Raw genomic sequence first — 26,198 nt, 5'->3', positions numbered from 1 at the left:
CAAACAGTCTCAAGTAGAAACTGAGCCATTAACTTACCTCTATATTCTTATTAAAAATTTTGGGTTTTGAGTCAACTCGCGTTGATCCCCGTTAACCCAGCGATGTGTACGATGGGCTACGCCTACGCTGATCGACAATTTTATCTTTATTTAACTTTCTTAAAAATAGCTTACCGTTATCTTTGTCAAAATGGAATTAAGTTATCTAAATAAGTTTGAAATAACTACTCTAAATAAATCTTATAGAATAGACTATTTGAGTAATCAATAATAGCCATTGTTTTTTCTCTATGAATAACTGTTGGCTTAATCAATATTCATCATGAGTTTTTACTTATTGACGTAAATGACAAAAGACGCAAAGAGCTTGCGTCTCGACAATCAAACTAAATGTGATTCACGCTTCGGTAATTTTGTCAATCTGCGAAAAAACAGAAATAATCGCGGGTGCTTGGTCAAATTGGCTGATGGGGGCGGGTTTCATGTCCCGGTAGTCGAGCAATTGGACTAAAATTAGATAGGCGATCGCTAAAATGATAGAAATCGCACCTGTAACAATAGCAATTATTTTTGAGCTGTTCATTAGTATTTCCTGTAATAGAAGTTATTGTGCTGTGCCCCTTATACCAATTCTCTATGAAGATGCGCTAAACCATATTTCAGTTTTTTTGGCGAATTTAAACAGGCAAAACTGCGATCGCAACAATAGTAGATAATGGCACTTCTGCAAAGTATTGTTGCTGAAATTGTTCTTCTCGGACAGCAGCTAAAAATGGGGCAACTGCTGCCTCGGCAACGTTTTCTGCACTATCGCTTGGATTCCAGGTGATTTGCAAATAACGGTCTTGTCGTTTAACCGTAAAACCTAAATATTTTAAAGCTTTGATTCCTACAAGTAAAGTTTGGTCGCTGATGCCGATTTTCTCTAAAAGTTGTACACGGGTAACTAGTTGATTTGTGCGACTGAGATATTTGGCAATTCCGACAAGAGTCAGCCAAATTTGTTTGGGTGGTTGGTAGTTGGGTTTAGACCAAGCGATCGCTAATTGTTGCTGATTGTCAAGCCCAGATGCAGAGCGATTTGTGTTTAGACATCGCCGCAAAAGAGCGCGTAAATCATCCCAATTCGTGGGACAATCTTCAAGCAAAACTGGGGGAGTCGGGAGAGAATGGGGAGTCGGAAATTTACGCCAGTCTAAAATGAGCGGTGAATACTGAGTACTGAGTGCTGAGTTAATACTCGGACGCACAGCAATTAATCTGATTTCATAACGTTTTTTGAAGCTGTTGTAGTCTAGTTCGGCGATGCAATCACACCTTCCTATGGGCAATTCATCTTTATAGTGTCCCCACCATAAGCCAGGAAAAGCGCTTTTAGTGGAATCATCCCGAATGTCAAACTCAGTTTTAATATACTGTACCTTTTTCCCTTGCCAATCCTGCTGATTGCGATGCCAAGCATTTTCAAACCAGCAGTTTTGAATTAGCAATTTCGGAACAGGATTACCCATTCCACAAGGTTCTAGCAGTTTCAATTCCAAAAATAACTCTTTCCCTAAGTCTGCCACTATCACCGTCAAGTCTGCTTGCACGGTTGGCGTTAGGGTTGTACTACCCAAAGATAGCCGTAGTTGCTGATTAATCGCCGCTGCAAATAAAGGAATGTTCTCCACTAACAAACTCAAACCTGCTGCAAAGGGATGTCCCCCAAAGCGATGCAACAAATGTGCTTGGTCTTTCACCAATTGGTATAAATCTACAGAATTCACCGAACGGGCAGAACCACGGGCAAGAGATTGGGAAGAGTCTTCCCCAGTAGCCAATCCCTCTGTGCTTAACAAGATAGTCGGGCGGCCTGTTTCTTGTGCTACTTGTCCGGCGACTAAGCCCAAAACACCCGCAGGCCATTGGGCATCTTCTAAGACTATGACGCTGGTAGTTGATAAGTCTAACTGAGTCAGTTTTTGGGCTACTTGCGCTTGCACATCTTTTTGTAAAGATTTCCGGCGGGCGTTGGCGAGTTCTGTAACTTCGGCTAGTTCGTTACAACGTTTAACATCACGACTAGTTAATAATTCTACGCAGAAACTGGCATCACCTTGGATGCGGCTGACGGCGTTAATTCTTGGGCCCAAACCAAAGGAAATATCTGTGGGGCGATCGCCACTTTTCTGGCACAATTCTAATAATCGCCCTACCCCTGGCCGTCGCCGTCCTGCTGGTGGCTGTTTAAAATCTTCTTGTAGTCGTTGAATTCCCATCTGTGCTAAGTAACGGCAATCTCCACTCAACTGCACTAAGTCGGCAATTAATCCAACTGCAACTAAATCTAATAAATCCTCTAATGGATGTTTGGCAATATTAGGCAGGGTTTGATATAACGCTTCCACCAACTTATAAGCTACCGCCACCCCAGAAAGATTAAATAACTGATGTTCTCTTGGCAAATAGCGGGGATTGATAATCGCGGCGACGGGTGGGCGTTCGCTGGGTAATGTGTGATGGTCTGTAATGATTGTATCTATGCCTAGCTGTTTTGCATAGATAATTTCTTCAACATTTGTGCTACCTGTGTCGCAAGTAACTATTAATTTGCAACCTTGTTTTGCTAAATTATCAATCCCTTGCTGATTAAGTCCGTGGGATTCTTTTAAGCGATTGGGAATATAGTAAATTAACTGGGTATTTTGAGCAAAAAACTGTCCCAATCCATCCCAAAGTACAGATGTAGCGGTAATGCCATCGGCATCGAAGTCTCCCCAAATGGCAATTTTTTCTCTAGCATTATATGCTTGTTGCAACCGGGCGATCGCTAGATGCATTTCTTGCCCAAACTCAAAGGGACTCTTCGGTTGATAACCTTTATAGTTGATAAAAGCTGTTAATTGTTGATGATCTTTAATTCCCCGTTGCCACAACAATTGTGCTGCATACAGTCCACTTGATGCGGGTGTATGCTGTTTCACTGCTTGGATAAACCACTCTGGCGGTTGTTCGGTTGCTGTTATAATCCACTGCTGTTGTTCTGGCATACAAAGAAAGTTAGGAGTTAGGGGTTAGTCGTAGAGACGCGATGAATGATATCTGTATAAGAGTTAGGAGAGACGCGAGGAATCGCGTCTGTACAAGGGTTGGTCAAAATAATTCTAAGTATGATTTGAGGCGATGCCTATGGCAACTCCTTTAGGTGTACGCGCAAAATTTCTTGAATTACCTGTTGTATAGCTTCTTGACTCAAGCTGCCATCTACCCGGACAATTCGTGAGGGATGAGATGCTGCTAAATGTGCGTATCCTTGTTGAACACGCCGATGAAAAGCGATTGTCTCCTGTTCAATGCGGTCTAGTCCTACTTTATCTAAGAGTTTGCGGGACAGTCCTACTTCAACATCAACATCTAGCCAAATAGTTAAATCGCTCTCTAAACCACCAGTCGCAATATAGTTAAGCTGATTGATTAAACTCATGTTAAGACCTCGACCATATCCTTGGTAAGCAATGGTAGAGTCAGTGTAGCGATCGCATAAAATATATTTTCCGGCGGCAAGATTTGGTTTAAGTTCTTGTTCAACGTGTTGCGATCGGTCAGCAGCATACAACAAAAGTTCTGTGACTTCAGCAACTGGTTTATCCTCTGCCTTTTCTAGTAGCAAGCGACGAAGATGTGAACCTAACTCTGTTCCTCCTGGTTCACGAGTTACCACTACAGAAACCCCTAGATTTTCCAACCACTTAGAACAAAGCTGCATTTGGCTGGTTTTGCCACAGCCTTCCACCCCTTCAAATACGATTAATTTGCCACCCATGCTTTTTTGTGTTCGCCGCAATAAACTGATTCGCTGATGTTTTATCAAGAATAGCGCGAAGTGTAAAATCTTAACTTGCAATTGCGATCGCTGCCGATGATTTATATCACCGTCCATAATTACAAATAGGACTTACGCACGAGTTACGGAATAACGAACCGCAGAGGCACAGAGTACACGGAGAAATCAGAGTTTGAAAGATATTTTGCGTAATTCCTAACAAATTAGGAATTATTTTAACTTTTCTTAATAAAAATATGATTCAGCAGTCAATGATTATTATCGTAATGGGTGTGTCGGGTTCTGGTAAAACCACCATAGGAAAACTGCTAGCAGACTCGTTATCGTGGGAGTTTAGCGACGCTGATACTTTTCACTCCCCAGAAAATATTGACAAAATGCGGCGCGGTATCCCTCTGAGTGAAGCTGATAGGATACCTTGGTTGCAAGATTTGCAAACAGCCATAAAGCATTGGTTGCAAGAAAGTAAAAATGTAGTGCTGGCATGTTCGGCTTTAAAGAATAGCTATCGGCAATTTTTGGTATTGGATAGCGAACGCATCAAGCTAGTTTACCTCAAAGGGTCTTATGAGTTGATTCAAAAGCGGTTGCAAGAGCGCAGCAATCATTACATGGGTGAAGAACTTCTCAGCAGCCAGTTTTATACTCTTGAAGAACCATTAGATACCATATCTATAGATGTTGCACAGCCACCCCAGATAATTGTCCAAAACATTAGAACAGTTTTGGAAATTTAGCTAATTAGTAACAAAGGTTAAGATTCAAATTAATCACTTTGGAACCAAGTAGATCAGACAAAACACTTGATTGAGTAAATCATACACAAATACGCTTGGGTTTAAGGATAATAGTTGGGTTGAACGAACGCGAACAGCGTCCCGTAGGGAAGTGAAACCCAACAAATACCCAAAAATATTGGGCTTCGTTCCTCAACCCATAAATATTTAGCTGTAACATTAAATTTTTAAACTACATAAAAGTATATGAGATAGGAGTTAAAATTGCGGATCTTCTATCCATAAAGGTATGATTTTAACTTTAAACATCTAACTAAAAGGTGTTGACATTTGCCAAAAAATAACAATTACTTAAAACCGAATACTTCTTTAGTAATAGTCTATTTGCTGAATAAATCGATTGAGAAATATTAATTTTTTTCACATAGCCATGAATATTGAATATGCTGATTTATGCAAATGCTTTGAAATGAAGACTTTTGCTTATATTAAGGAGATTGAAAAGCTTCTATTTTTGTAAAGTTCGATAAATAAAATTAGTTTTGGCGTTTCAGCGAGATAAGATGAAAAAAGTCAAGGAAAATGAAGATTTTTAAGGTTAATAAAACTAATTTTTGGAAGTTTAAGTTAAAAGCTGTTTTCAGTCTAACCCTACAGAAGTAATTTCAGCAAAAAGTCATGTTATTTTTGAATTTGCTGCAACTGCTGCTCAAAAAGCGGTTCAGATTGGCAACGATATAGCGGTTCCCATTCAGATGCGGTACAAGATTATATTGCAAGGTGTAGGGGCACGGCAGTGCCGTGCCCCTACGGGTGTACCTCACGTAAACGAGAACCGCTATATCATCCAAGGCAAAAAACCTGATTTACCCGACATTGTGATTCCAGCCAGCTTGTTTACTAGAGAGAACCTCAACAGTTAACAAGGCTGGTAGTTTGTCATTCAAACACACATAAAAAGTTTGATACGTGAGGTTTACAAAATATATAGGTTCCAAATCTGGTGTATGTAAAAATGGCTTTTAGGAGATATATGAATGTGAAAAAGATAGCGTTTACCTCTGCTGTTATGTTACGCGTAATCGCAGCTAGCATACTAAGTATCATCGGTGGCAGTCTTGTTGGCTGTACAAATGGTTCTCCGAATAGCAACACTGCTATTAACACTAGTGCAGAGAGTAAGACTGCCACAGAGGATTCCAAATTACGATCAGTTGCCTTTACCGTTGGTGATTTAAGTAATCCCTTCTTCGTTCTCATGGGACAAGCAGTTGAGGCAGAAGCTAAAAGAATTGGCGGAGAAGATGTCAATGTTATTGTAGCTTCCAGTGCCTATGACCTCAACCAACAAGCCAATCAAATTGAAAATTTCACTGCTGCCAAAACTGACATTATTGTTTTGAATGCTGCTGATAAAAGTGGAATTAGACCAATAGTTGAAAGAGCAAAAAAAGCAGGAAGTATTGTCATTGCGGTAGATACAGGTGCAGAAGGAGGTGTAGATGCCACAATTACGACTAATAATATCCAAGCTGGAGAAGTTAGTTGCAAATATATTGCTGACCGTCTTAAAGGTAAAGGTAATGTAGTAATAGTTAACGGCCCGCCAGTGGACTCGGTAATTCAGCGAGTTAATGGCTGCGAGAATGTATTGTCTAAATATCCCGATATCAAAATACTCTCTAAAAACCAGAATGCAGATGGTAGCCGGGATGGAGGACTCAGAGTTATGACTGATTTACTTACAACCTTTCCGAAAATTGATGCTGTTTTTGCCATCAATGATCCGAGTGGAGTAGGCGCAGAACTAGCAGCTAACCAAGCAAAACGTAAAGATTTCTTTATTGTAGGCGTTGATGGTGCGCCAGAAGCAATCACTGCGATCGCAGCTAAAGATGGTTTATATGCCGCGACTGCTACTCAAAATCCACGAGGAATGGCCCAAAAAGCAGTTCAGGTTGGCAACGACATCTTAAATGGGAAACAACCTAAGTCACCTACCATTTTGATTCCAGTCAAGCTGATCACAAAAGATAATGTCAGCACAGAAAAAGGCTGGTAAATAATAAAAATTGTGAATTTGTCATTGAAAATTATGTCTAATCTAAATTAAGTCTTTTGATGCATTGACAGAGTTTTTACAGATACCGATGATGTATATATGCACATTTCTGAAAAGTTCTGAATATCAGAATTTATCAAAAGAGATATCTCGTTCCCATATAGAGTATAGGAATGGTTAATTATGGTTTGCTACCTCCAGTAAGATATTGAGTCAGCAGCCAAAATGAATGCATTTTGATGCTTTGCATAGGAACGAGAAAATCGCTAGTTATGTACATTAGCGACCAATTTGATCGTCAATTTTTAGTACTCAGAAATCACCGAAGAATAGCAATTAACTAACGTTAAAAACGAAGTATGAAAATGAAAATATCTTTTTCCTGCTCCCTATTTTTAAGCTAGTGGTGGATTTTTAAAAAATGGTTTTGCGATAAATTTAATTTCACATGAGATATAAGGGATTACCAGATTAAAAAACATCCAAAAATATCATTCTCGGACAACAATCATCTTTCTATTGGTTCATTTTCTTGAATAATTTATTTCTTGGAAATACCTAAGTTAATTAATTCCTAACTCACGATGCCTACGGTGGGCTGCGCCTACCCAATTTTTAAATTTTTTTTACAGGTTCTGCTCATGACAACAAATATTGAAACTTCATTTCCTGATGCACCAACCAGCACCCCGGTGTTAGAAATGCAAGGGATTACAAAACGATTTCATGGTGTACCTGCGCTTCAAAATGTTAATTTGACGATTTATCCGGGAGAAGTTCACGCCCTCATGGGTGAAAACGGAGCAGGCAAAAGCACATTGATGAAAATCCTGGCTGGGGCTTACATTGCCGATGAAGGAGAAATTCGCATCAATGGTCAACCCTTGAAAATTACTGATCCGGCGACAGCACGCAAGGCGGGTATTAATCTCATTTATCAAGAACTGAATGTTGCACCGAATTTAACTGTTGCCGAAAATATGTTTATGGGTACTGAGTTGCGGCGAGGTCAGTTTTTAGACCGCAAAGGGATGCAATTGGAAGCAGAGCAAGTGCTAGAAAGCCTTGGAGCCAATTTTACCGCCCAGACTATAGTTGGGACATTATCGATCGCAGAACAACAGCAAGTAGAAATTGCCAGGGCGCTGAAGGACAAAAGCCGCGTTTTGGTGATGGATGAGCCAACAGCAGCCCTATCTGACCGCGAGAGTGAGCATTTGTTTGAGGTAATTCGCAAACTGCGGCGTGATGGCATTGCCATTATTTACATCAGCCATCGGATGGAAGAAATCTATGCCTTAGCTGACCGAATTAGTGTGCTGCGTGATGGTCAATATATTGGCAGCCTGACACGCAGTGAAATTTCTCCCCAGCGATTAGTGCAGATGATGGTTGGTCGCTCCATGCAAGACTTTTATGAACATCAACGGCAAACGAATCCTGGCCCAGTCGTGCTGGAAGTCAGAAATATGAGCGATGCCCGTAAGAAAATTGAGCCGGCTAGTTTGAAAGTTCATGCTGGAGAAATAGTCGGTTTAGCGGGGTTGGTTGGTGCAGGACGCACAGAACTATCCCGGCTGATTTTTGGTGCAGACCGCAAGGCCAGTGGTGAAGTATTCTTGAATGGCAAAAAACTGGAAATTAATACGCCCAGTGATGCCATTGCAGCGGGAATTGGCTACGTCCCAGAAGACCGCAAAGACCAAGGTTTATTTCTGGAGATGAGCGCCCGTAAGAATATTGCCATCAACACACTCAAACAAGATGCCAAAGCTGGAATTGTTAACTGGAGTTCAGTGAATCGGCTGTCAACAGAGGCGGTGGAAAACTTTAATATCCGCCTGGCCAATTTGGAAATTAGAGCAGTGGATCTTTCTGGTGGTAATCAGCAGAAGCTACTGCTAGCGCGTTGGTTAGCCATTAAACCGAGAGTATTAATGTTAGATGAGCCAACACGGGGCGTAGATATCGGTGCCAAAAGTGAAATTTACCGAATTATGAGCGAATTGGCAGCGCAAGGTGTAGCTATTTTAATGGTTTCCAGTGAACTAGCGGAGATTGTCGGCATGAGCGATCGCGTCTTGGTGATGCGAGAAGGACAACTGGTAGGCGAACTGGATGGCAGTCTTGGCCAAGAAATCACCCAAGAAAAGATTATGCACTATGCAACTGGAGCATCGGAGGTATTAGCATCATGAGTCAGACAGTCAGACCACCTGCCAATAAAATAGGCAGCAATCCCGCATCCCGCAACCGGAAATCAATTAGTACCCTGTTGGAAGTTGCGGGTATTCTGCCAATCCTGATAATTATCTGCATCTTATTTGCACTCCTTTCGCCCAACTTCCTCACAGGCGGTAACATCGTTAATATCTTGCGTCAGTCATCAATCAATATTGTGCTGGCGACAGGAATGACCTTTGTGATTCTCACCGGAGGTATTGACCTTTCTGTTGGGTCAATCTTAGCTGTTTCTGCCGTAGTTGCCTTGTTGGTATCACTACTGCCGGCTTTAAGTTGGGCAGCTGTGCCTGCTGCATTGCTAGCAGGATTGCTTTTAGGCTTAGTCAACGGCGCTCTCATCACCTTTTTAGATGTGCCACCTTTTATTGTCACCTTGGGTTCACTGACTGCCTTGCGGGGTGTAGCCTTCTTGGTTGCCAAAGGTACAACCGTGATTAACCGAGACATCAATTTTGCTTGGGTGGGTAATGATTATGTCGGCCCCCTGCCGTGGCTAGTGATAATTGCGCTACTGACTGTAATCGTTAGCTGGTTTGTGTTGCGGCAAACTGTTTTAGGAGTGCAGATATATGCCGTTGGTGGTAACGAGCGGGCAGCCAGATTAACAGGGATTAAAGTTAATCGGGTGTTGCTATTCGTCTATGGTATTAGCGGATTACTGGCAGGTTTAGCAGGAATCATGAGTGCTAGCCGTCTTTATAGTGCTAGTGGCGTAATAGGTCAAGGTTACGAATTAGATGCGATCGCAGCTGTTATTCTTGGTGGAACCAGCTTTACAGGCGGTATTGGTACTATTGGCGGCACACTTCTCGGTGCATTAATTATTGCTATTCTCAACAACGGTTTAACCTTGTTGAACCTATCTTATTTCTGGCAATTAGTCGTCAAAGGACTAGTAATTATTTTGGCAGTAACCATTGATAGACTCCGCAGACGTTCCAGACGTTGAAGAATCAATGTATTTGGGCATTGAGAATGAATAGGGGATGAGTCTTTGAACTCCGTTAATGAGCCTTTAAACTCCATTAATGAGCCTTTGAACTCCATTAATGAGTCTTTGAACTCCGTTAATGAGCCTTTGAACTCCATTAATGAGTCTTTGAACTCCGTTAATGAGCCTTTGAACTCCGTTAATGAGCCTTTGAACTCCATTAATGAGCCTTTGCTCTCTACTCTCCAGCTCCCTGTTCCCCACTTTCTCACGATTCGGTTAAAGGGGAAAGGTTTTGAATACATCCTTTACCCTTTACCCCTTCCCCTTTCCCCTTTCCCCAGACCACAAGGAAATGCTTATCCGAACCGTATTGCCCCCAATGCCCAATCCCCAATAATAAATATATAAATTATGACCTCCACTACTACTCGTCGTAAATCCAGCACATTTTATGTCGTTTTGATTGCTGGTGCTGCTGCCCTCGGCGGTTTTCTGTTCGGTTTTGATACCGCAGTCATCAACGGCGCGGTTGGCGCTCTTGCCAAAGCCTTTAACGCCAACAGTGTGTTAACGGGTCTTGCCGTGTCCCTAGCATTGTTAGGGTCTGCGATAGGAGCCTTCTATGCAGGGAAAATTGCCGACCGTTATGGTCGAGTCAAGGCAATGGTAGCAGCTTCGGTGTTATTTACCATCAGTGCCATTGGCTCCGGGATTGCCTTTGGAATTTGGGATTTTATCTTTTGGCGGCTGTTGGGTGGTATTGCAGTTGGTACTGCTAGCGTCATCGCCCCAGCTTATATCGCCGAGTGTTCTCCTAGCCATTTGCGGGGAAGATTAGGATCTCTGCAACAATTAGCGATCGTAATTGGAATTTTTATTGCACTTATATGCGACTACTTTATTGCTGTATCAGCAGGTTCAGCCGAGTCGCCGTTTTTGTTTGGTATAGCCGCTTGGCGCTGGATGTTTTGGACAGAAATTCCTCCAGCCATACTTTATGGAATGTCAGCTTTAATGATTCCCGAATCTCCCCGGTACTTGGTTGCTCAAGGGCGGGAACCAGAAGCTGCTAACGTTCTGGCTAAGATTTTGGGCGGTGATGTGCTGGCAAAAATCGATGAAATTCGGCAGACAGTGCTTCGAGAACGCGAACCCAGATTTTCTGACCTCTTAAGCAGAAATGGTGGACTCCTTCGGATTGTTTGGATAGGAATAGGCTTATCTGTATTACAGCAATTTGTTGGTATTAATGTCATCTTCTACTACAGCAGCGTTTTGTGGCGTGCCGTCGGGTTCTCAGAAAAAGATTCCCTAACAATTACGGTGATTACTGGAGCCGTCAATATTATTACAACACTGATTGCGATCGCCTTTGTAGATAAATTTGGTCGCAAGCCCTTACTGATACTAGGGTCAATCGGCATGACCTTTACTTTGGGGACGATGGCTTATCTTTTTGGCAATGCTCCCCTCGATGCTGCTGGAAATCCAAATCTTACCGGAAGCGTAGGTACTGTGGCTCTCATCGCAGCCAACCTCTATGTATTTTGCTTTGGTTTCTCCTGGGGGCCAGTGGTTTGGGTGCTGTTGGGAGAAATGTTTAATAACAAAATTCGAGCTGCTGCACTTTCAATTGCTGCTGCCATGCAATGGGTTGCAAATTTCCTAATTTCCACGACATTTCCTCCCATACTGCAATATTTCGGTCTAGGTTCTGCCTATGGACTCTATACAATTGCAGCAGCTACGTCGTTATTTTTCATTCTCTTCTTTGTTAAAGAAACCAAAGGAATTGAGTTAGAAGATATGTAATTGGCATCCATTTACTACTCTGCCAAGACAACTTGATTGGGTTCGTAGTGAGCGCTAAAGCCAAAAACGAAAGTCCTTACTACGAACTTATCAAAATTAATTTTGTGTAGTAGTTGGAACATTTAAAGCACATGATAGACCAAGCTTTGCATTTATTTGGGATACCTGATGCTATTTTGCAGACATCGGCATAACCAGGCTGCGATCGCAAGTAGAGGATTATTTTAAGTTGATATCATAGCCCCTGCTGGACTAGTCGATGTCACAGCTGGGACGGGTAGCGCCCTGTCAAACGCTCCCTTTGGCAACAACATTGCTACTTCCAACGATATCGTCGGCGCACAGGGATTCTATCGCTTCTCCCCGAATTTCCAAATCCACGGTTGGGGTGGATATATTTGGGCAAATGCCAAGAACTCTGGTTTTAGTGATATTTCCAATGGCAGGGGTGGAACGGACTCTCTATTTGTCAACAGTGGTGACAATGCCAATGTCTGGTTTGGCGCGATTGGTGTGTCGTTTCCTGATGTGGGAGGTGAGGGTAACTTGCCGGGAATTCTCTTTGGGATACCGCCGCGTGTCTCTAACAGTGATGTTCGTCAAGAACGAGATAACGCTTTTCATATCGAAGCATTCTATCGTTACCGCCTAAACCACAACATCTCAGTTACTCCTGGTTTTTGGGTAATTCTCAACCCGGAAAACGACACCAGAAATGATACGCAATATGTAGGTGTGCTTCGGACAACGTTCGATTTTTAACTGGATGTGATATCATGTTCGGCAAATCACTTATAATATGTCATTGCGAATGCAACGAAGTGGAATGAAGCAATCGCAAAGGTTTGGGATTGCCGCGCTACGCTCGCAATAACATAAGTATTAAGTCGAACATGATATGAATGGTTTGCTCGATCGACAGAGTAGGTAAATAGATCGCGCGCTAGGGACGCAAGGACTTGCGCCCCTACAATAGGTGTGGTTCAAATACATGAAAACGTAATCAGGTTTTATTCGCGTTCAATGAAGATTATTTATTGAATGAAAAGGGTGCGATCGCGATCGCTAATAGCAATACCTTCGCCAAAATAAGAGCATGAAAAACTAGGGCTACTGTAGTAAGCTGTTAAGCATTTAATTTGCACATTGAGATCGCAGGGGGGCAGGGAGCAGGGAGCAGGGGAGAGGGTTTGCAGCTTTTATCACCATAAAAATGGTGCAATTTAAATAACGATTAGCTTAGAGTTATTGTCTCTCGCAACGACAATTCAAAGAATACAAACGTACCTTGCGATCGCAAGTGTGAGATTGGGGCAGATATAGCTATGGCAAAATTTTTCTCAATTATTGCCGTACCCCTAATGTATCTAAAATAAGCCGCATTAGTATCTCTGGGTCGATTGGTTTAGAAATATGCTGTTGAAATCCAGCCGCTATTGCAAGTTGTTGATTAATCTCTCCAGCATAAGCTGTGAGGGCGATCGCTGGAATTTCTTCGCCTCTGGAAGGTGAGAGCTTTCTAATTTGACGAATTAGTGTGTAGCCATCCATATCGGGCATACCAATATCACTGATTAGCAAATCAAATTTTGCTTGCTCCAAAATGCTCAGAGCATCGTATGCTGATTGAGCTTGAGTCACTTGAAAGCCATGCTCTTCTAACAAGAAGGCAATCACCTCTCGTGAATCTGTGTCATCGTCTACTAGCAGTGCTTGCAATCCATGAAAATTAAAGTCTGAGAAATTATCAGGCACAATATCATTGTGATTCAATTTTGCCGTAGGGATGAGTGGCAGCTTAACTGTAAACGTTGCTCCTTGCCCTTCTCCGGGACTTGCTGCCTGAACAGTTCCCCCATGCAATTCAACCAAATAACGCACGATCGCTAACCCTAAGCCTAACCCCCCAAATTGTCGGGTTGTTGTACCATCGGCTTGGCGGAAGTAGTCAAAGACATAAGGCAGAAAGTCACCAGAGATCCCCCTACCAGTATCGCTGACAGTGATTTGAGCGTATTCATCAGGATGAGTATCTAATTCTTTTACTGTCTCTAACTGCACCTCGACTTGACCACCCTGTGAGGTAAATTTAATAGCGTTGGTAAGCAGATTCCAAACAACCTGTTGCAGGCGACCAGAATCACCTAACACTTGCTCAACGTTTGGTTCAAATATTGTCTTAATCTGAATAGATTTAGCTTCAGCAGCAAGCCGCACCGTTTCCAGCGCAGCTTTGATTGTAAAAGTTAGACTAACTGGAACTGTTTTCAAGCTCAATTTGCCTTGGAGAATGCGCGACACATCAAGCAAATCTTCGATCAGTTGTGCTTGCAGCTTGGCATTGCGCTCGATCGTTTCCAGTGCATACTGAGTTTTAGCTGCGTTTTGCTGGCTGGTTTGTAAGATTTTTGTCCATCCCAGAATCGGATTTAAGGGCGATCGCAATTCATGAGACAGCACTGCTAAAAATTCATCTTTGATGCGGTTTGCTTGCTGCGCTTGTTCAGTCTGTTCCTGCAAAGAGACCATCAGCCGATTAAGGCGATCGTTCTGCTCTTGCATTAAAGCTTCTGCACGCTTACGTTCGGTAATATCGGATAGGATAAAAACAGCACCTGTGAGAGTCCCATGCTCATCAAGTACTGGGTCGATAGTTTTACTAAACCATCTGTCTTGAGACTGAACTTCTAAAACCTGCCGTTGGTGAGTTTCTGTAGCACGGTGAAAGCAAATACCGTCCCCAATTCCCCATTTTACGTTAATCAACTCATAGTAGGTGCGACCTAAAATTTCGCTATAAGGCTTGTAAACGAGTTGCATCATCGCTCGATTACAGCGCAACACTCTGCCTTCTTTGTCTACTAGACATACACCGTCATTGATGGAGTCAAAAGTCGTTTGCCACTCTCGTGCTGAAGATAAAGCTGCTTCCTCTGCCCGTCGAATTCGCAGCAGCGATCGCACTGTAGCCACCAGTTCAATAGGTTCAACAGGTTGTATAAGATAAGCATCAGCACCACTGTCTAAGCCTTCTGCTTTATCTTGACTTTGAACAAAACTTGCCGAAAGGTGTAGCACAGGAATAAAAGCAGTTTCGGGATTTGCCTTAATTTGGCGACAAACTTCAAAGCCTGTAATATCGGGTAATTTGACATCCAAAATCACCAGAGCAGGGAGATGCTCAACAACTGCCTTTAATCCTTCTGCTCCGGTTGCTGCTTCCACAACCCTAAAGCCTGCATCTTGCAAAATCCGGATCACAACGTAACGATTGGCTTCGTTATCATCCACATGGAGAATTGTAACTTGTGGCTCAGACATGAATTCCCCCTGAAACCTCTAGAACAAGCCCGGCTTTGACGAGTGCATCTTGAAGTTGGGCATTCGCCGTTGCTTGAGAGCCTGTTTCTTTAGGAAGAATAGCGATGCTTTGTTTTGCTAACCATCTGTCCGCTTCTGCATCCAGTTGGGCAGATGAGTGGATAATTACAGGAATTGACGAAGTGACTGAATTATGCCTCAGCTGTTTGAGTACATCGAACCCGCTTATCTCTGGCATCTCCAAGTCCAGCACGATCGCAGTCGGTTGCTCAGATTGTGCCAACGCTAACCCTTCCTGTCCGTTCGCGGCTTCTAAAATACTCAAAGGTGTATTTACTAACAACTGTTTCATCAGATACCGATAGGCGGGGTCATCGTCAATTAACAAGATTTTTTGAGGCTTGTTCTGATTAATTAGCGTATTGAGTTTGATTAATAGCTGTAATCTGTCTACGGGCTTAATCAGAAAACCGTTAGCTCCTAGTGCCAGTGCTTGCTTCTCGTTATCAATGATAGTAATAACGACTATAGGGATGGTGCAAGTCATTTCATCTGCTTTGAGTTCTCGCAAGAACGTCCAGCCGTTTTGCCCTTCTAGCATAATATCTAGCATAATCGCTGCTGGTCGGACTTGTTGTAATACTTGCCTTGCTTCAGCTAAGGTGCGGGTGGCAATTAATTGATAGGTTGACTGCTGAAGGTGGTTTTCGTAAATAAATAGTGTTTCTGGATGATCTTCAACCGCCAGAATGGGCAGCCTAGTTGTCTCAAGTGATATAAGCGGCTGTACTACGGTGGAAAATTCAGTTGTGTATGGGTAGATGAGCGGAATCGATACTGTAAAAGTAGAGCCTTGACCTGGCTTACTTCTAACCGAAATACTACCGCCGAGTAGCTCCGCTAGCTTGTGTGATAACGGCAATCCTAACCCGGTTCCCTTCACCTGCTTTTGCAGAGAAGACTCAATTTGAATAAAATCCTCAAAAATGCGGTCTTGATCGGCGATCGCAATGCCGATCCCCGTATCAGACACGGAGAATGTCACGGTATGACCCCTTTGCACAGCCGTTACACGCACTTCTCCCTGCTCCGTAAATTTGAGCGCATTCGAGATAAAGTTTCTCAGTATTTGCGCGACTTTGCCCTCATCAGTATAAAGTGGAGCTATGCCTTCAGGTTCCTCCACAATCAGCGCAACAGAGCAGTCTTGAACCAATAATGGGCGCAGCATTCCCCGCAGAGTAGCAAACAAGTCACTAACTTCAAAGGAACTGGGACGCACTTCAATTTTTCCAGCTTCCACCTTTGCCAAATCCAACAAGTCATTGACCATTTCTGATAATCCGCTCGCCGCCTTTTGGATGAATGTCACCTGCTTTTCTTGCTCGACGGTCAAATCGCCATCCATCCGTGCTAACAGCATCCGAGAAAGCGACAGAATCGAGTTGAGGGGTGTACGAAACTCATGGCTCATGTTCGAGAGAAAGCGGGTTTTTAGGTCATTTACCTTTTGCAAGGAACTTGCCTTTTCGTCCAGTTCTGCGTAGAGAGCAACCACACCACGATTGGTATCTTCCAGTTCCCGGTTGAGCTGGGTCAATTCTTCCTCGCGCTTGCGTAACTCTGCCATTGCCCGCAGTAATTCCTGGTTTTGTCGCTGGATCTCTTGATATGGATTCTGGGGCGATCGCTCCATCACAGTTTCTCGAATCTGCTGCAATTGCGAATCAGTAAAAGTCGGTCTGCGCTTCGAGAATTTTTTGCTCATCACCACCGTTGTTCCCTGTCCTGGCAGCGATTCCATTTCAAAGAAATCCATCAGCTTGCGGCTACCCATGATGCCTAGCCCCATTCCTGTACTAGAGGTGTAGCGTCCTGCCAGAACGTCTGCCAGATCAGGAATTCCCTTACCCCGATCCTGAATCCGAATCACAAACGCTTGCGGTTCTCCTGCCACAGAAAATTCAACGGTTCCACCTCTGGCATACTGAAAGGCGTTACGGGCAATTTCTGAAACTGCCGTTGCCAATCGTGCCTGATCTTGGGCAGCAAAGCCCAATTGCTCTGCAATCTCACGAGTTCGCTGCCGAGCCTGCACAACATCCTGTTCGTACTGGATTTCGAGGGTGAAAACGATTGTCATATCAAGTCCGGTTAATCATTTATAATTAGAACCAAATTAAATGAGTAATGAGTAATGAGTAATGAGTAATGAGTAATGAGTAATGAGTAATGAGTGGATTATTTTTTATTTTTCTTTCAATTTGTTGATTGAAGTTGTTAATATCTTAATAATTCTTTCATTCTCTTCTATCAGATTTTGAAATTTTGATTTTGACACTAACTCCGATTTTATCATTATTTTTATCCAATAAAGGGTTTCATTGGCTTCCTTTAAGGCTATAGAATACTTATTGATAAAGTCTTTATTTGATTGTGCATATTTAGCTTCTGAACAGTTTGCACCTATTGATGTCCCGCTTCTTAAAAATTGTTTAGACAAGATTTTGCCAGCGTCGTCAAAAGGTCTTTTATTTAGCTCAGAATAAGCTTTGATAACTCTTATTGCAAAATCTTCTGTTCTTTCTTGAATACTGATATTTGCGTTATAATTAATTATGAGTAAAAAAGAATGTGATAATTCAATTTTACTTAATGAGTAATGAGGTATTTACTCATTACTCATTACTCATTACTCATTACTCATTACTCATTAGCCTCCTACCTAACTCCCCATTCCTTTAGCCACTAACACCGTCACATCGTCTCGCTCTCGGTTAAAGTCCCGGTATAACACACCTGCAATCAGGCTGGGATGTTTTTGACTTAAGCCTGGATAGCGATCAAGCTGCCACTTAGTGTCTAATCCGTCAGAATGCATAATTAAAAGTCCGTTGGCATACCAGGGATAGCTAAACTCTTGAATTTTGCGGACTTCATGTCCCACCGTGCCGTTGTTAGATATTAGATGGTGGTGGCGTTCAGTAAACGAGAAAATGCTGGCAGCGATATTACCTATTCCGGCAAAGCGGACAGACTGTTGTTCAAAGTCGATTTCGGCAATGGCGAGTGCTGCTCCGCGTGTACTTCGCAAGGCGGCGTGGGCAGCTTCGACGATCGCACCAGGAGAGCGATGATGTTCTTGAAAGATTCTTACGGCTTGTGAAGCAGCAGTGGCAGCAGCAGGCCCATGCCCTAAGCCATCGGCTACTAGCAACAGGCTGCGGCAACGATCGATTTGATATGCCCAGGCATCTCCCGAAACGTCCTCCCCTCGTTTGGGCAAACAGATCGCCCCAATTTCTAAAGTTTCTTGGGGCGGATGAAGTGCGGAGTCTGACCAAAGGTGAGCGAGGAGCGCCGTCCCTTGGTTGCGAATGGAGTAAATTTCAAATAAACCAGAGAGGCGAGAAATTGCACCCAGTCCATTGCCTAAGGTTCCGGCTGTGGAAAAGCCATCTTGCAAACACTCATCCACATCAACCATTCCCTGTCCTTTATCTAGCGATAAGACTTCAATACCGATGGCTGAATCGTGTTCGAGCAATCTTAGCAATAACACCCCACCCTGACCGTGCTGGATCAGATTGTTCGCAACCTCTGTCACCACAATACCAACCTTGCCCCGTTGCGTTTCCTGAAAACCGAGCCGAGTTGCTAAAGCGATCGCTACCCGTCGCGCTTCCCCAGTCTGGCTAGATTCAGTAATTGTAATGGCGACAGATTCTCTCATACAGCACTTTGCAACTAAATGAGGTAGAGAACCAAGGATTCACACACAAATCAAATTATTCTTCTTCCTTCTGCCTCCTGCCTCCTGCCTCAAAACTACTGACTTTGTACTTCATGCAAAAGAAAACTGCTGTATTATTTCCATCGTACAATTACTATCCGTGTCCCTTCTCCCACCGCAGACTGAATTTCAAACTCGTTGGCAAGTCGTTTGGCACCGCCCAGTCCCATCCCCAACCCGCTCCCAGTGGTGAACCCATCCTTCAGCGCCATCTCAATATTGGGAATTCCCGGCCCCCGATCTTCAAAAGTCAACCGAAGTCCTCGTTTTCTCCCTTCTTGAAGCATTTCTAGCTTGACTGTGCCACCTCCCCCGTAGTCTAGGGTATTGCGGGCTAACTCACTAGCAGCGGTCACAATTTTAGTTTGGTCTACTAAACTTAAGCCAATCTCCACGGCCATCTGGCGCACAGCTTGGCGAACCAATACTATATCTGTAGAAGTTTGAATATCGAGCATTTCAGTCTGCTGCATCGTCATCTGCACGCTATTTAGTGGCAGCGACCTGATTTTTAGTTTTATTAAGTGAAGAGCGCAACAGTGCCATACCCTTCTCTACGTTTAGGGCAGTCCGAATGTCTGTCAGCGACAGCCCCAATTCTACCAGGGTAATTGCCACAGCAGGCTGCATCCCAACGACAACTGTTTGGGCATCCAGCACCCGTGACATTCTGGCAGTGTTTCCTAAAATCCTCGCAACGAAGGAATCAACAATCTCTAATGCAGAGATATCGATCAAGACACCGTGAACATTAGTTTCAGAAATGCGGTTGGTCAAGTCATCCTGTAGTGTCATAGCAAGCTGATCGTGCATATCCACTTGGATCGTCACAATCAGGAAATTGCCCATTTTGAGTATGGGAATGCGTTCCATTACTTCCTCCCACCTACCTATTCGGGTTGAGAGCGGGTAATACTAGCTCCCAAACGTTTTAGTGCAGTGAGAAAGGCATCGGCTAACGTTGCCTTCGTTGTAACATCAGTCAAATCAATGCCAAGATAAATGATCGTTTGGGCAATTTGAGGACGAATGCCACTGATCATACAATCGGCTCCCATGAGACGGGCAGCTGTAACTGTCTTAAGTAGATGTTGAGCGGTGAGGGTATCTACGGTTGCAACCCCGGTAATGTCAATAATGGCAACTTCTGACCCCGTTTCAAGAATCTTCTGCAATAACAACTCCATCATAATTTGAGTACGCGTACTATCCAGGGTACCAACAATGGGTAATGCCAAAATTCCCTCCCAGAGTTTAATTACTGGGGTAGATAGCTCCATCAACTCTTGCTGCTGCCGCAAAATTACTTCTTCGCGCGCTTTTTGATACACTTCAATTGTCAGCAATCCCAGCTGATCCAGTAAGTTTGTGGCTAGCCATATCTCTTCACCTAACTCAATGGCGTCTTTTAATTGCTGACGCATTCGGTTAAACAGGGGTTGCTTGAACGAAAAGACGAATGTAGCTGTTTCCGACGGTGTGAAACCTTGTTGCGATCGCGATCGAGAAACGCCCTTTAGCATCGAGCGCATCTCTTGCCAGTCCCCTGCTTGAATATTGCTCAACTTTCCCTGAGCAACGGCGACACGAAACAAGCTTAGGAATTCCCGGCACTCCTCTTTTAGCTCGGCTTCTTTCATCAAGCCTCTGCGAATATTGACAGTGGCTAATTCCTGAGTCCACTCCGACAGCAGATCAGCCTCAAAGGTTTCTAGGATCTGCGGTATCTTACTTTCACTCATTGTTCCTAAGGCAACAGTTTTCATTAGTCTCCAATTCAGTGTATGACGATTCAGCCTAACCTAATAGCTGAATTTGAAAATAGAGTCATGCTTGTTTTTGGATAAAAATTATGGTCATCAGTTGCCGTTGGCAGATTTCATGAAAGCTAATTTTACACTTGAATTCTGGATTAGGGCGATTATCAGAAACTTGTGGTGTCAGCCTTGCATCCCAAACCGCCGCATCATCGAGAGCAACTCAACAGCCTCCCCACCTGGCGTATAAACGATCCCACCCGACATCGCCAGCAAGATCCTCTGCCGTCGCGCCCACTCAAATCAATCGCTGACATTAGTTATTACGGTGTTCTTGCTGAACGTAGAAGTTTTGCATCAACCCAGTATGATCGCCCCAAACCCAATTATATCATGTTCGACTTAATACTGATGTCATTGCGAGCGTAGCGCGGCAATCCCAAACCTTTGCGATTGCTTCATTCCACTTCGTTGCATTCGCAATGACATATTATAAGTGATTTGCCGAACATGATATTACCCCCCTTATAAAGGGGGAAATAAGAAATCTTGTTCCCTCTCCTTTCCAAGCCTACGGTGTACACACAAGTCTCTTAATCTGCACCCTTGTTGCATCGCTCTGCACCCTTGTTGCATCGACTCGCACCTTTGTTGCATCGACTCGCACCTTTGATGCATCGACTCGCACCTTTGTTGCATCGACTCGCACCTTTGTTGCATCGACTCGCACCTTTGTTGCATCGACTCGCACCTTTGTTGCATCGACTCGCACCTTTGTTGCATCGACCTACAAAAATTAACCCACCCTAGCTTCCGCAGCAACTTTAAAAGACTTGTGTGTACACCGTAGCCCCCCCAAGGGGAGGGTTAGGGTGGGGCAAAACTGACGCGAAAAACCAAGTGAGTAAGCTATTTCTGGCTTTCGCATTTGTTATTTTGGCGTATTTTAGCCAATACGCGCTACTTCTGCATATTTCGCTTCATTTGTTCTAACTCATCCTGAGTTTCCCAGCTACGAAACTTCTCTTCTAAGTCATCAAACCCAACAGAATAATTGCTAGTTTTATTCGACCAGCCAATGCTTTCTGAGCGCTGCTGCGTTTGCACTTTAGCACGGGCTGTCTGTGCTTCGGCTGCTTTAGCTTGTACTTCCTGTCGGCGCTGCTGAATTTTTTGCAGTAGTTCTTGAGATTGGTTAATGCGTTCTTTCAGCCCTTGCATGTGTCCCCAACGCTGATTTCCTTCGCGCAACAAGGCTGCTTCTCGCTCACCCGCCGCACTCGCCAAATCTTCTCTATTGGCGTTTTTGGCTTTTTGAATACGGATATGCCAACGCTGAATTTCTTGCGCGGTGGACAGAATTTCTTCTTGCGATCGCTTCTCTTGTAATTTTAAATCTGCGATCAGTTTTAATGTATCTTCCTCTTGCTCACGCAGCTGTTCTAGCAGCGCCTCTAACTCCAAATGTGGATTGTTACGCAAGAATTCTTCTAAACGGTTTTCTAGAAACCGACTCAAATCATCAAATAATCCCACTGCTAGAACTCCAGAGATCGGGTGCGTGACTATTTTATTGTAGTGATTATCTTGTACAGAGAGTCAATATTTTGTGTGTTGCTGTAAATATCTCGGAACTTGCGCCGCCTTGTAATAGACCTTTTTATTCCCAGTTTATGGTAATTGAAATCAAATTCTTTTCTCCCCCTGCCTCCCGTGCTTCCCCTGCTTCCCCTGCCTCCCCTACTTCCCCTGCTTCCCTTCACCCATAATTTTTGGGTTATCGAGTACTAGCGTAATCTGACGTTATTACCACGTTAGTTTGTTCGGGCGCTTGGGTAGTATAAATTACCGAAAAAACTAATTTGGTGTGTGGTAATGTTCAAGACTAATTTATCAGAATCCCGTACTTGGGGAGTATTTTATACCTCAAAGTTAATGAATCGCCATATTGGGGCGATCGCAGCTTTAATTTTAATTAGCTTACTGAGTTCATTGAGTGGAACACCAATTGACCATACTATCTCTAACGCCTGGGAAGGCTTTCTCTGGGGATTAGCAGATCCAGTAATTAGTTTGGATTGTTTAGTTGGTATTATTGCTATTGGCTTACTCTCATCTGTCTTTGTTCGTGGCGCTGCGATCGCTGGATGTTTTGTCTTAGCAACAGTTTTGGGCATTGTAATTCATCTATACCAGCTAAATTTACCAGGCCCAGAAATAGCAATAGCCATTTCTACCATTGCTTTTGGTACTCTGCTGATGATGCCAAATCAACCAAACTTTATAGTACTTGCTCTGGTGGGCATCAGTGCTGGTTTATTTCAGGGTTACGCTAATGCTGAATCTATTATTGGGGCAGGAATGATGCCAGTAGTTGCCTATATACTAGGCATTACCTTAACTCTGTTTGTGGTTGCCATGAGTGCTAAAGAAATTGGTATTGCAATGGGGATGGGAGAAATAAACCGAATTTTACCTTGGAAAATTAGCCTTGCTGGTTTTGCTTTATGTGCGATCGGTATCGTCTTTTTAAGCAATTCGATCATTTAAATCACACATTTCAATACAGTGGAATACATTCATTTGTGGGGGCGTACAACTAGCTGTGCGCCCCCATTACTTGTTCAGACGGGACAAAAGCAAGCTTTCTAGTGAACAAGTTGATGTCTCTCTGCGCTAATCTAGAGGCTATATATATAGATAAAGGGTTATGACACCTGAAGAAATTGCGGGTACGTTAACAGAATTATTTGGCACATCGGCTGTTGGTGCTATTGCTCCTGGCGAGTGGCAAGTAGACTCTTCTACTTTTAGGCTATTGGTGCTGCTTTCCGAAGATAATACTTGGCTGCGAGTTTTACTGCCTATTCTACCCATCCAAGAAGCCCAACCATTTTTAGAACAGTTTCTAGAAGCCAACTTCGATGACACTCAAGAAGTACGTTACGCTTTGTATGAAGGGGTAATTTGGGGAGTATTTCAACATAACAGTGGCACTTTAGTGAGTGCAGATTTGTCTAATGCAATCAACCGACTTGTATCTCTCCATCAGGCTGGATTAGATAATGTCTTTAATCGGCTAATTGAAAGCCGCATCCGGCAAATTATTCAGGCAGCAAAACAGCAAGGACAATCTCTGCAAGCTACGATGCAAAGCTTAGAACGCTTTTACGCAGAAGGAATGATGGGCGAAATAAATCAAACTCCACAGGCGCGAGAAGAAGTCCTAACTGCTTGGCGGCGTCAGTTAGAACGTCTATGGAATGAGGGCTAATATCATTTCCGGTAAAAGACTTATCATTAAGACCGCAGGGGGCAAGGGGAAAGAGAGTTTTAAGATTTTTGCATAGATGCCCGGAATAATAACTAATTAAGTGGATATGATATAATTTCAATTTTTCAGTTTTCAGATTAAACCAATTTACAGATATATTTATTTATCATGGATATCATTGAAATCCTCAAAGAAGACTATCAAAGATTCCCAGTAAATCAAACTTATAGCATTTATGCCCCAGAGGTTTATTTTAAAGATCCTCTGAATAAATTTCGTGGCGTTAAACGTTACAAAGAAATGATTAATTTTATCCAAACTTGGTTTTTAAATCCCAAGATGGACTTATATAATATTCAACGTTTAGAAAATACAATAAAAACCGAGTGGACACTTAGCTGGAATACTCCTCTGCCCTGGAAGCCACGGATCTCTATCCCTGGTTGGAGTGAATTAGGTCTTAACTCTGATGGTTTGATTGTCTCCCATATCGATTATTGGAACTGTTCACACCTAGATGTGGTGAAGCAGCATTTCTTCTCTTGAACAGAAGAAACTGTTGAACTTTCACAAGGCTAAGATCCTGGTTGAGCAAGCTTTTGCAATGTTGAGCCAGTAAACAGCCATTATCGTGCATGGTAGCACAACTGTGCTGCCCTACGGGGGATTGAAACAAAATCCCTCAATACTTTAGAGTGAATAATACACTCACCTCCAATGTGCGATCGCAATGACTGATAAAGAACTCAAACATCTAATTGAGACTAATGCTAAAACAGTCCAAGCTATGTTAGATGAAATGGCGGAAACACGGCAGGAACGTCAAGAACTCCGAGAAGGAATGCTCCAAATTCAGAATGCAGTGTCACAATTAATGAACATACAAGAGAGAATAACCAATTTACTAATTTCTCTTGATGGCGATCGCCCCACAATTCTCAAAAAACTCTCAGCACTGGAAACTAAGCTCGATCAGTTATTGCAGCAAAACCCAACGGATGAGTTAGGGTAAATACTCATAATAATGCCTAGACAGGTTGAAACAATATTTATTTTCCTTAAACAGTCGATAATGTAAATAAATGTAAAAAATTCTCAGTCAGGATAGAAGCATTTATGCGTGTAATTTTGATGACCGGTAAAGGCGGCGTGGGCAAAACTTCCGTCGCTGCTGCAACTGGACTCCGTTGTGCGGAACTAGGCTATCAGACATTGGTTTTAAGTACAGATCCCGCTCACTCCCTCGCAGACAGTTTCGACATGGAACTGGGACATGCGCCCCAAAAAATTCGCCCAAATCTATGGGGTGCTGAACTCGATGCGCTGCAAGAACTGGAGGGAAACTGGGGTGCTGTGAAACGTTACATTACCCAAGTTTTACAAGCAAGGGGTTTAGACGGCGTACAGGCGGAAGAATTGGCAATTTTACCAGGCATGGATGAGATTTTTGGCTTGGTAAGAATGAAACGCCATTACGATGAAGGTGAGTTTGATGTTTTAATTATCGACTCAGCCCCCACCGGTACAGCACTGCGCTTGTTGAGTTTACCTGAAGTCGGTGGCTGGTATATGCGCCGTTTTTACAAACCATTTCAAAACATCTCGGTGGCACTTAGACCTCTGGTTGAACCTTTTTTTAGACCAATTGCTGGTTTTTCCTTACCTAATAAAGAGGTAATGGACGCACCTTATGAGTTTTATGAACAAATTGAAGCTCTGGAAAAAGTATTAACAGACAATACTCAAACCTCAGTGCGTCTTGTCACCAATCCCGAAAAGATGGTGATTAAAGAATCACTCCGTGCCCATGCTTATCTGAGTTTATATAACGTTGCCACAGACTTAGTAGTGGCTAATCGGATTATACCGAGTGAAGTTCAAGACCCATTTTTCCAACGTTGGAAGGAAAGTCAGGAGCAATATCGCCGGGAAATTCATGATGATTTTCACCCTCTGCCGGTGAAAGAAGTTCCCCTGTTTTCTGAAGAAATGTGTGGATTAGCTTCATTAGAACGCCTGAAAGAAACTCTTTATAAAGATGAAGATCCAACTCAGGTTTATTACAAAGAAACAACTCTAAGAGTTGTACAAGAGGAAAACCAATACAGCTTAGAACTTTATTTACCTGGTATTCCTAAAGACCAAGTTCAACTCAGTAAAACTGGAGACGAATTAAACATTACTATTGGCAACCATCGTCGTAACTTAGTTTTGCCACAAGCCTTAGCAGCACTACAGCCATCAGGGGCAAAGATGGAAGACGACTATCTGAAAATCCGCTTTGCTGACATCACAAAAGTTTAATTTTGTTGGATATTTTTCTATCAACAAAAAGTTAAAACTGAAAAGCAAGATTCTTTTTTTGCTAATGACAAAGACGCTATTAAATTTGCGTCTTTTTTTATGATTTTTTGGTTAATTCTTATAAAAGGTAAATA

25 protein-coding genes are annotated in these 26,198 nt (G+C 43.0%); 13 read left to right on the top strand and 12 right to left on the bottom strand.

All coding sequences use genetic code 11. From position 1 onward, the window contains the following. Nucleotides 1-397: 397 nt before the first annotated feature. The 3 genes from H6G97_RS23780 to tmk all read right to left on the bottom strand — a co-directional run bounded on the left by H6G97_RS23780 (nt 398) and on the right by tmk (nt 3,805). Nucleotides 398-583, bottom strand: a complete 186-nt coding sequence (locus H6G97_RS23780; RefSeq protein WP_190943101.1) for a hypothetical protein — start codon at nt 581-583, stop codon at nt 398-400. A 94-nt stretch (nt 584-677) separates the two neighbouring features. Then, nucleotides 678-3,032, bottom strand: coding sequence for a single-stranded-DNA-specific exonuclease RecJ (gene recJ / locus H6G97_RS23775; RefSeq protein ID WP_190943100.1), 2,355 nt, complete (start codon nt 3,030-3,032; stop codon nt 678-680). Nucleotides 3,033-3,169: 137 nt separating this feature from the next. Then, the gene (tmk, locus tag H6G97_RS23770; protein WP_190943105.1) at nt 3,170-3,805 is read right to left on the bottom strand and encodes a dTMP kinase; all 636 of its coding nucleotides are present in this window, start codon (nt 3,803-3,805) and stop codon (nt 3,170-3,172) included. Between the two features lie 272 nt (nt 3,806-4,077). Here tmk and H6G97_RS23765 point away from each other — a divergent pair, with 272 nt between their 5' ends. The 7 genes from H6G97_RS23765 (at nt 4,078) to H6G97_RS23735 (ending at nt 12,377) form a co-directional block, all read left to right on the top strand. Next, complete coding sequence (locus H6G97_RS23765; RefSeq protein ID WP_190943099.1) at nt 4,078-4,563, top strand: gluconokinase; 486 nt, start codon at nt 4,078-4,080, stop codon at nt 4,561-4,563. Nucleotides 4,564-5,318: 755 nt separating this feature from the next. Next, nucleotides 5,319-5,486 carry a hypothetical protein gene (locus H6G97_RS23760; RefSeq protein WP_190943098.1) on the top strand — a complete coding sequence of 56 codons (168 nt, stop codon included), beginning with the start codon at nt 5,319-5,321 and terminating at the stop codon, nt 5,484-5,486. A gap of 110 nt (nt 5,487-5,596) precedes the next feature. Then, a complete protein-coding gene (locus H6G97_RS23755; RefSeq protein WP_190943097.1) occupies nt 5,597-6,625 on the top strand; it encodes an ABC transporter substrate-binding protein in 1,029 nt (342 codons plus the stop codon). Between the two features lie 641 nt (nt 6,626-7,266). Next, on the top strand, nt 7,267-8,823 hold the full coding sequence (locus H6G97_RS23750; RefSeq protein ID WP_190943096.1) for a sugar ABC transporter ATP-binding protein: 1,557 nt from the start codon (nt 7,267-7,269) through the stop codon (nt 8,821-8,823). Further along, on the top strand, nt 8,820-9,818 hold the full coding sequence (locus tag H6G97_RS23745; protein WP_190943095.1) for an ABC transporter permease subunit: 999 nt from the start codon (nt 8,820-8,822) through the stop codon (nt 9,816-9,818). Before H6G97_RS23750 ends, H6G97_RS23745 begins: the two co-directional genes overlap by 4 nt. 396 nt (nt 9,819-10,214) lie before the next feature. Further along, nucleotides 10,215-11,615, top strand: a complete 1,401-nt coding sequence (locus H6G97_RS23740) for a sugar porter family MFS transporter (RefSeq protein WP_190943094.1) — start codon at nt 10,215-10,217, stop codon at nt 11,613-11,615. Between the two features lie 234 nt (nt 11,616-11,849). Further along, the gene (locus H6G97_RS23735; RefSeq protein ID WP_338421836.1) at nt 11,850-12,377 is read left to right on the top strand and encodes an iron uptake porin; all 528 of its coding nucleotides are present in this window, start codon (nt 11,850-11,852) and stop codon (nt 12,375-12,377) included. A 582-nt stretch (nt 12,378-12,959) separates the two neighbouring features. Here H6G97_RS23735 and H6G97_RS23730 read toward each other — a convergent pair. The 7 genes from H6G97_RS23730 to H6G97_RS23700 all read right to left on the bottom strand — a co-directional run bounded on the left by H6G97_RS23730 (nt 12,960) and on the right by H6G97_RS23700 (nt 20,495). Further along, nucleotides 12,960-14,936: a hybrid sensor histidine kinase/response regulator gene (locus H6G97_RS23730; RefSeq protein WP_190943093.1), complete on the bottom strand. Its 1,977-nt coding sequence runs from the start codon at nt 14,934-14,936 to the stop codon at nt 12,960-12,962. Continuing rightward, nucleotides 14,929-17,079, bottom strand: a complete 2,151-nt coding sequence (locus H6G97_RS23725) for an ATP-binding protein (protein ID WP_190943092.1) — start codon at nt 17,077-17,079, stop codon at nt 14,929-14,931. Before H6G97_RS23725 ends, H6G97_RS23730 begins: the two co-directional genes overlap by 8 nt. 105 nt (nt 17,080-17,184) lie before the next feature. Next, nucleotides 17,185-17,529: a four helix bundle protein gene (locus H6G97_RS23720; RefSeq protein WP_338421835.1), complete on the bottom strand. Its 345-nt coding sequence runs from the start codon at nt 17,527-17,529 to the stop codon at nt 17,185-17,187. Nucleotides 17,530-17,661: 132 nt separating this feature from the next. Beyond that, a complete protein-coding gene (locus tag H6G97_RS23715; RefSeq protein ID WP_190943091.1) occupies nt 17,662-18,669 on the bottom strand; it encodes an ATP-binding SpoIIE family protein phosphatase in 1,008 nt (335 codons plus the stop codon). Nucleotides 18,670-18,803: 134 nt separating this feature from the next. Then, entirely contained in the window at nt 18,804-19,202 is a 399-nt protein-coding gene (locus H6G97_RS23710) for an anti-sigma regulatory factor (RefSeq protein ID WP_190943090.1), read from the bottom strand. A 13-nt stretch (nt 19,203-19,215) separates the two neighbouring features. Continuing rightward, the gene (locus H6G97_RS23705) at nt 19,216-19,602 is read right to left on the bottom strand and encodes an STAS domain-containing protein (RefSeq protein ID WP_190943089.1); all 387 of its coding nucleotides are present in this window, start codon (nt 19,600-19,602) and stop codon (nt 19,216-19,218) included. A gap of 17 nt (nt 19,603-19,619) precedes the next feature. After that, nucleotides 19,620-20,495, bottom strand: coding sequence for an STAS domain-containing protein (locus tag H6G97_RS23700; protein WP_242055150.1), 876 nt, complete (start codon nt 20,493-20,495; stop codon nt 19,620-19,622). A 171-nt stretch (nt 20,496-20,666) separates the two neighbouring features. Here H6G97_RS23700 and H6G97_RS23695 point away from each other — a divergent pair, with 171 nt between their 5' ends. Next, nucleotides 20,667-20,915 (top strand): hypothetical protein, encoded by a 249-nt coding sequence (locus H6G97_RS23695; protein ID WP_190943088.1) that lies wholly within the window; start codon nt 20,667-20,669, stop codon nt 20,913-20,915. 142 nt (nt 20,916-21,057) lie between these two features. Here the strand turns inward: H6G97_RS23695 and H6G97_RS23690 are convergent, their stop codons facing one another. Both H6G97_RS23690 and H6G97_RS23685 read right to left on the bottom strand, forming a co-directional pair. After that, nucleotides 21,058-21,258 (bottom strand): hypothetical protein, encoded by a 201-nt coding sequence (locus H6G97_RS23690; RefSeq protein ID WP_190943087.1) that lies wholly within the window; start codon nt 21,256-21,258, stop codon nt 21,058-21,060. Between the two features lie 188 nt (nt 21,259-21,446). Beyond that, the gene (locus tag H6G97_RS23685; RefSeq protein WP_190943086.1) at nt 21,447-22,022 is read right to left on the bottom strand and encodes a TIGR04376 family protein; all 576 of its coding nucleotides are present in this window, start codon (nt 22,020-22,022) and stop codon (nt 21,447-21,449) included. 339 nt (nt 22,023-22,361) lie between these two features. Between H6G97_RS23685 and H6G97_RS23680 the strand changes: the two genes are divergently transcribed. From H6G97_RS23680 to H6G97_RS23660, 5 genes are all read left to right on the top strand, one after another. Further along, nucleotides 22,362-23,036, top strand: a complete 675-nt coding sequence (locus H6G97_RS23680; RefSeq protein ID WP_190943085.1) for a HupE/UreJ family protein — start codon at nt 22,362-22,364, stop codon at nt 23,034-23,036. 160 nt (nt 23,037-23,196) lie between these two features. After that, a complete protein-coding gene (locus H6G97_RS23675) occupies nt 23,197-23,760 on the top strand; it encodes a hypothetical protein (RefSeq protein WP_190943084.1) in 564 nt (187 codons plus the stop codon). A gap of 168 nt (nt 23,761-23,928) precedes the next feature. Next, complete coding sequence (locus H6G97_RS23670; RefSeq protein WP_190943083.1) at nt 23,929-24,306, top strand: C6orf136 family protein; 378 nt, start codon at nt 23,929-23,931, stop codon at nt 24,304-24,306. Nucleotides 24,307-24,490: 184 nt separating this feature from the next. Beyond that, nucleotides 24,491-24,772: a hypothetical protein gene (locus tag H6G97_RS23665; RefSeq protein WP_190943082.1), complete on the top strand. Its 282-nt coding sequence runs from the start codon at nt 24,491-24,493 to the stop codon at nt 24,770-24,772. 104 nt (nt 24,773-24,876) lie between these two features. After that, nucleotides 24,877-26,064 (top strand): TRC40/GET3/ArsA family transport-energizing ATPase, encoded by a 1,188-nt coding sequence (locus H6G97_RS23660; protein WP_190943081.1) that lies wholly within the window; start codon nt 24,877-24,879, stop codon nt 26,062-26,064. Nucleotides 26,065-26,198: the final 134 nt, after the last annotated feature.

Origin of the sequence: Nostoc flagelliforme FACHB-838 (assembly GCF_014698065.1) — a bacterium.
Taxonomy (GTDB): domain Bacteria; phylum Cyanobacteriota; class Cyanobacteriia; order Cyanobacteriales; family Nostocaceae; genus Nostoc; species Nostoc flagelliforme_B.
The sequence above is the reverse complement of the archived record's forward strand: the minus strand, read 5'-3'. Positions and strand labels throughout refer to the sequence as shown.

Coding starts and splice junctions, on each gene's coding strand:
- H6G97_RS23780 (WP_190943101.1), bottom strand. CDS start 583: ATGAACAGCTCAAAAATAATTGCTATTGTTACAGGTGCGATTTCTATC.
- recJ (WP_190943100.1), bottom strand. CDS start 3,032: ATGCCAGAACAACAGCAGTGGATTATAACAGCAACCGAACAACCGCCA.
- tmk (WP_190943105.1), bottom strand. CDS start 3,805: ATGGGTGGCAAATTAATCGTATTTGAAGGGGTGGAAGGCTGTGGCAAA.
- H6G97_RS23765 (WP_190943099.1), top strand. CDS start 4,078: ATGATTATTATCGTAATGGGTGTGTCGGGTTCTGGTAAAACCACCATA.
- H6G97_RS23760 (WP_190943098.1), top strand. CDS start 5,319: ATGCGGTACAAGATTATATTGCAAGGTGTAGGGGCACGGCAGTGCCGT.
- H6G97_RS23755 (WP_190943097.1), top strand. CDS start 5,597: ATGAATGTGAAAAAGATAGCGTTTACCTCTGCTGTTATGTTACGCGTA.
- H6G97_RS23750 (WP_190943096.1), top strand. CDS start 7,267: ATGACAACAAATATTGAAACTTCATTTCCTGATGCACCAACCAGCACC.
- H6G97_RS23745 (WP_190943095.1), top strand. CDS start 8,820: ATGAGTCAGACAGTCAGACCACCTGCCAATAAAATAGGCAGCAATCCC.
- H6G97_RS23740 (WP_190943094.1), top strand. CDS start 10,215: ATGACCTCCACTACTACTCGTCGTAAATCCAGCACATTTTATGTCGTT.
- H6G97_RS23730 (WP_190943093.1), bottom strand. CDS start 14,936: ATGTCTGAGCCACAAGTTACAATTCTCCATGTGGATGATAACGAAGCC.
- H6G97_RS23725 (WP_190943092.1), bottom strand. CDS start 17,079: ATGACAATCGTTTTCACCCTCGAAATCCAGTACGAACAGGATGTTGTG.
- H6G97_RS23715 (WP_190943091.1), bottom strand. CDS start 18,669: ATGAGAGAATCTGTCGCCATTACAATTACTGAATCTAGCCAGACTGGG.
- H6G97_RS23710 (WP_190943090.1), bottom strand. CDS start 19,202: ATGCAGCAGACTGAAATGCTCGATATTCAAACTTCTACAGATATAGTA.
- H6G97_RS23705 (WP_190943089.1), bottom strand. CDS start 19,602: ATGGAACGCATTCCCATACTCAAAATGGGCAATTTCCTGATTGTGACG.
- H6G97_RS23700 (WP_242055150.1), bottom strand. CDS start 20,495: ATGAAAACTGTTGCCTTAGGAACAATGAGTGAAAGTAAGATACCGCAG.
- H6G97_RS23680 (WP_190943085.1), top strand. CDS start 22,362: ATGTTCAAGACTAATTTATCAGAATCCCGTACTTGGGGAGTATTTTAT.
- H6G97_RS23675 (WP_190943084.1), top strand. CDS start 23,197: ATGACACCTGAAGAAATTGCGGGTACGTTAACAGAATTATTTGGCACA.
- H6G97_RS23670 (WP_190943083.1), top strand. CDS start 23,929: ATGGATATCATTGAAATCCTCAAAGAAGACTATCAAAGATTCCCAGTA.
- H6G97_RS23665 (WP_190943082.1), top strand. CDS start 24,491: ATGACTGATAAAGAACTCAAACATCTAATTGAGACTAATGCTAAAACA.
- H6G97_RS23660 (WP_190943081.1), top strand. CDS start 24,877: ATGCGTGTAATTTTGATGACCGGTAAAGGCGGCGTGGGCAAAACTTCC.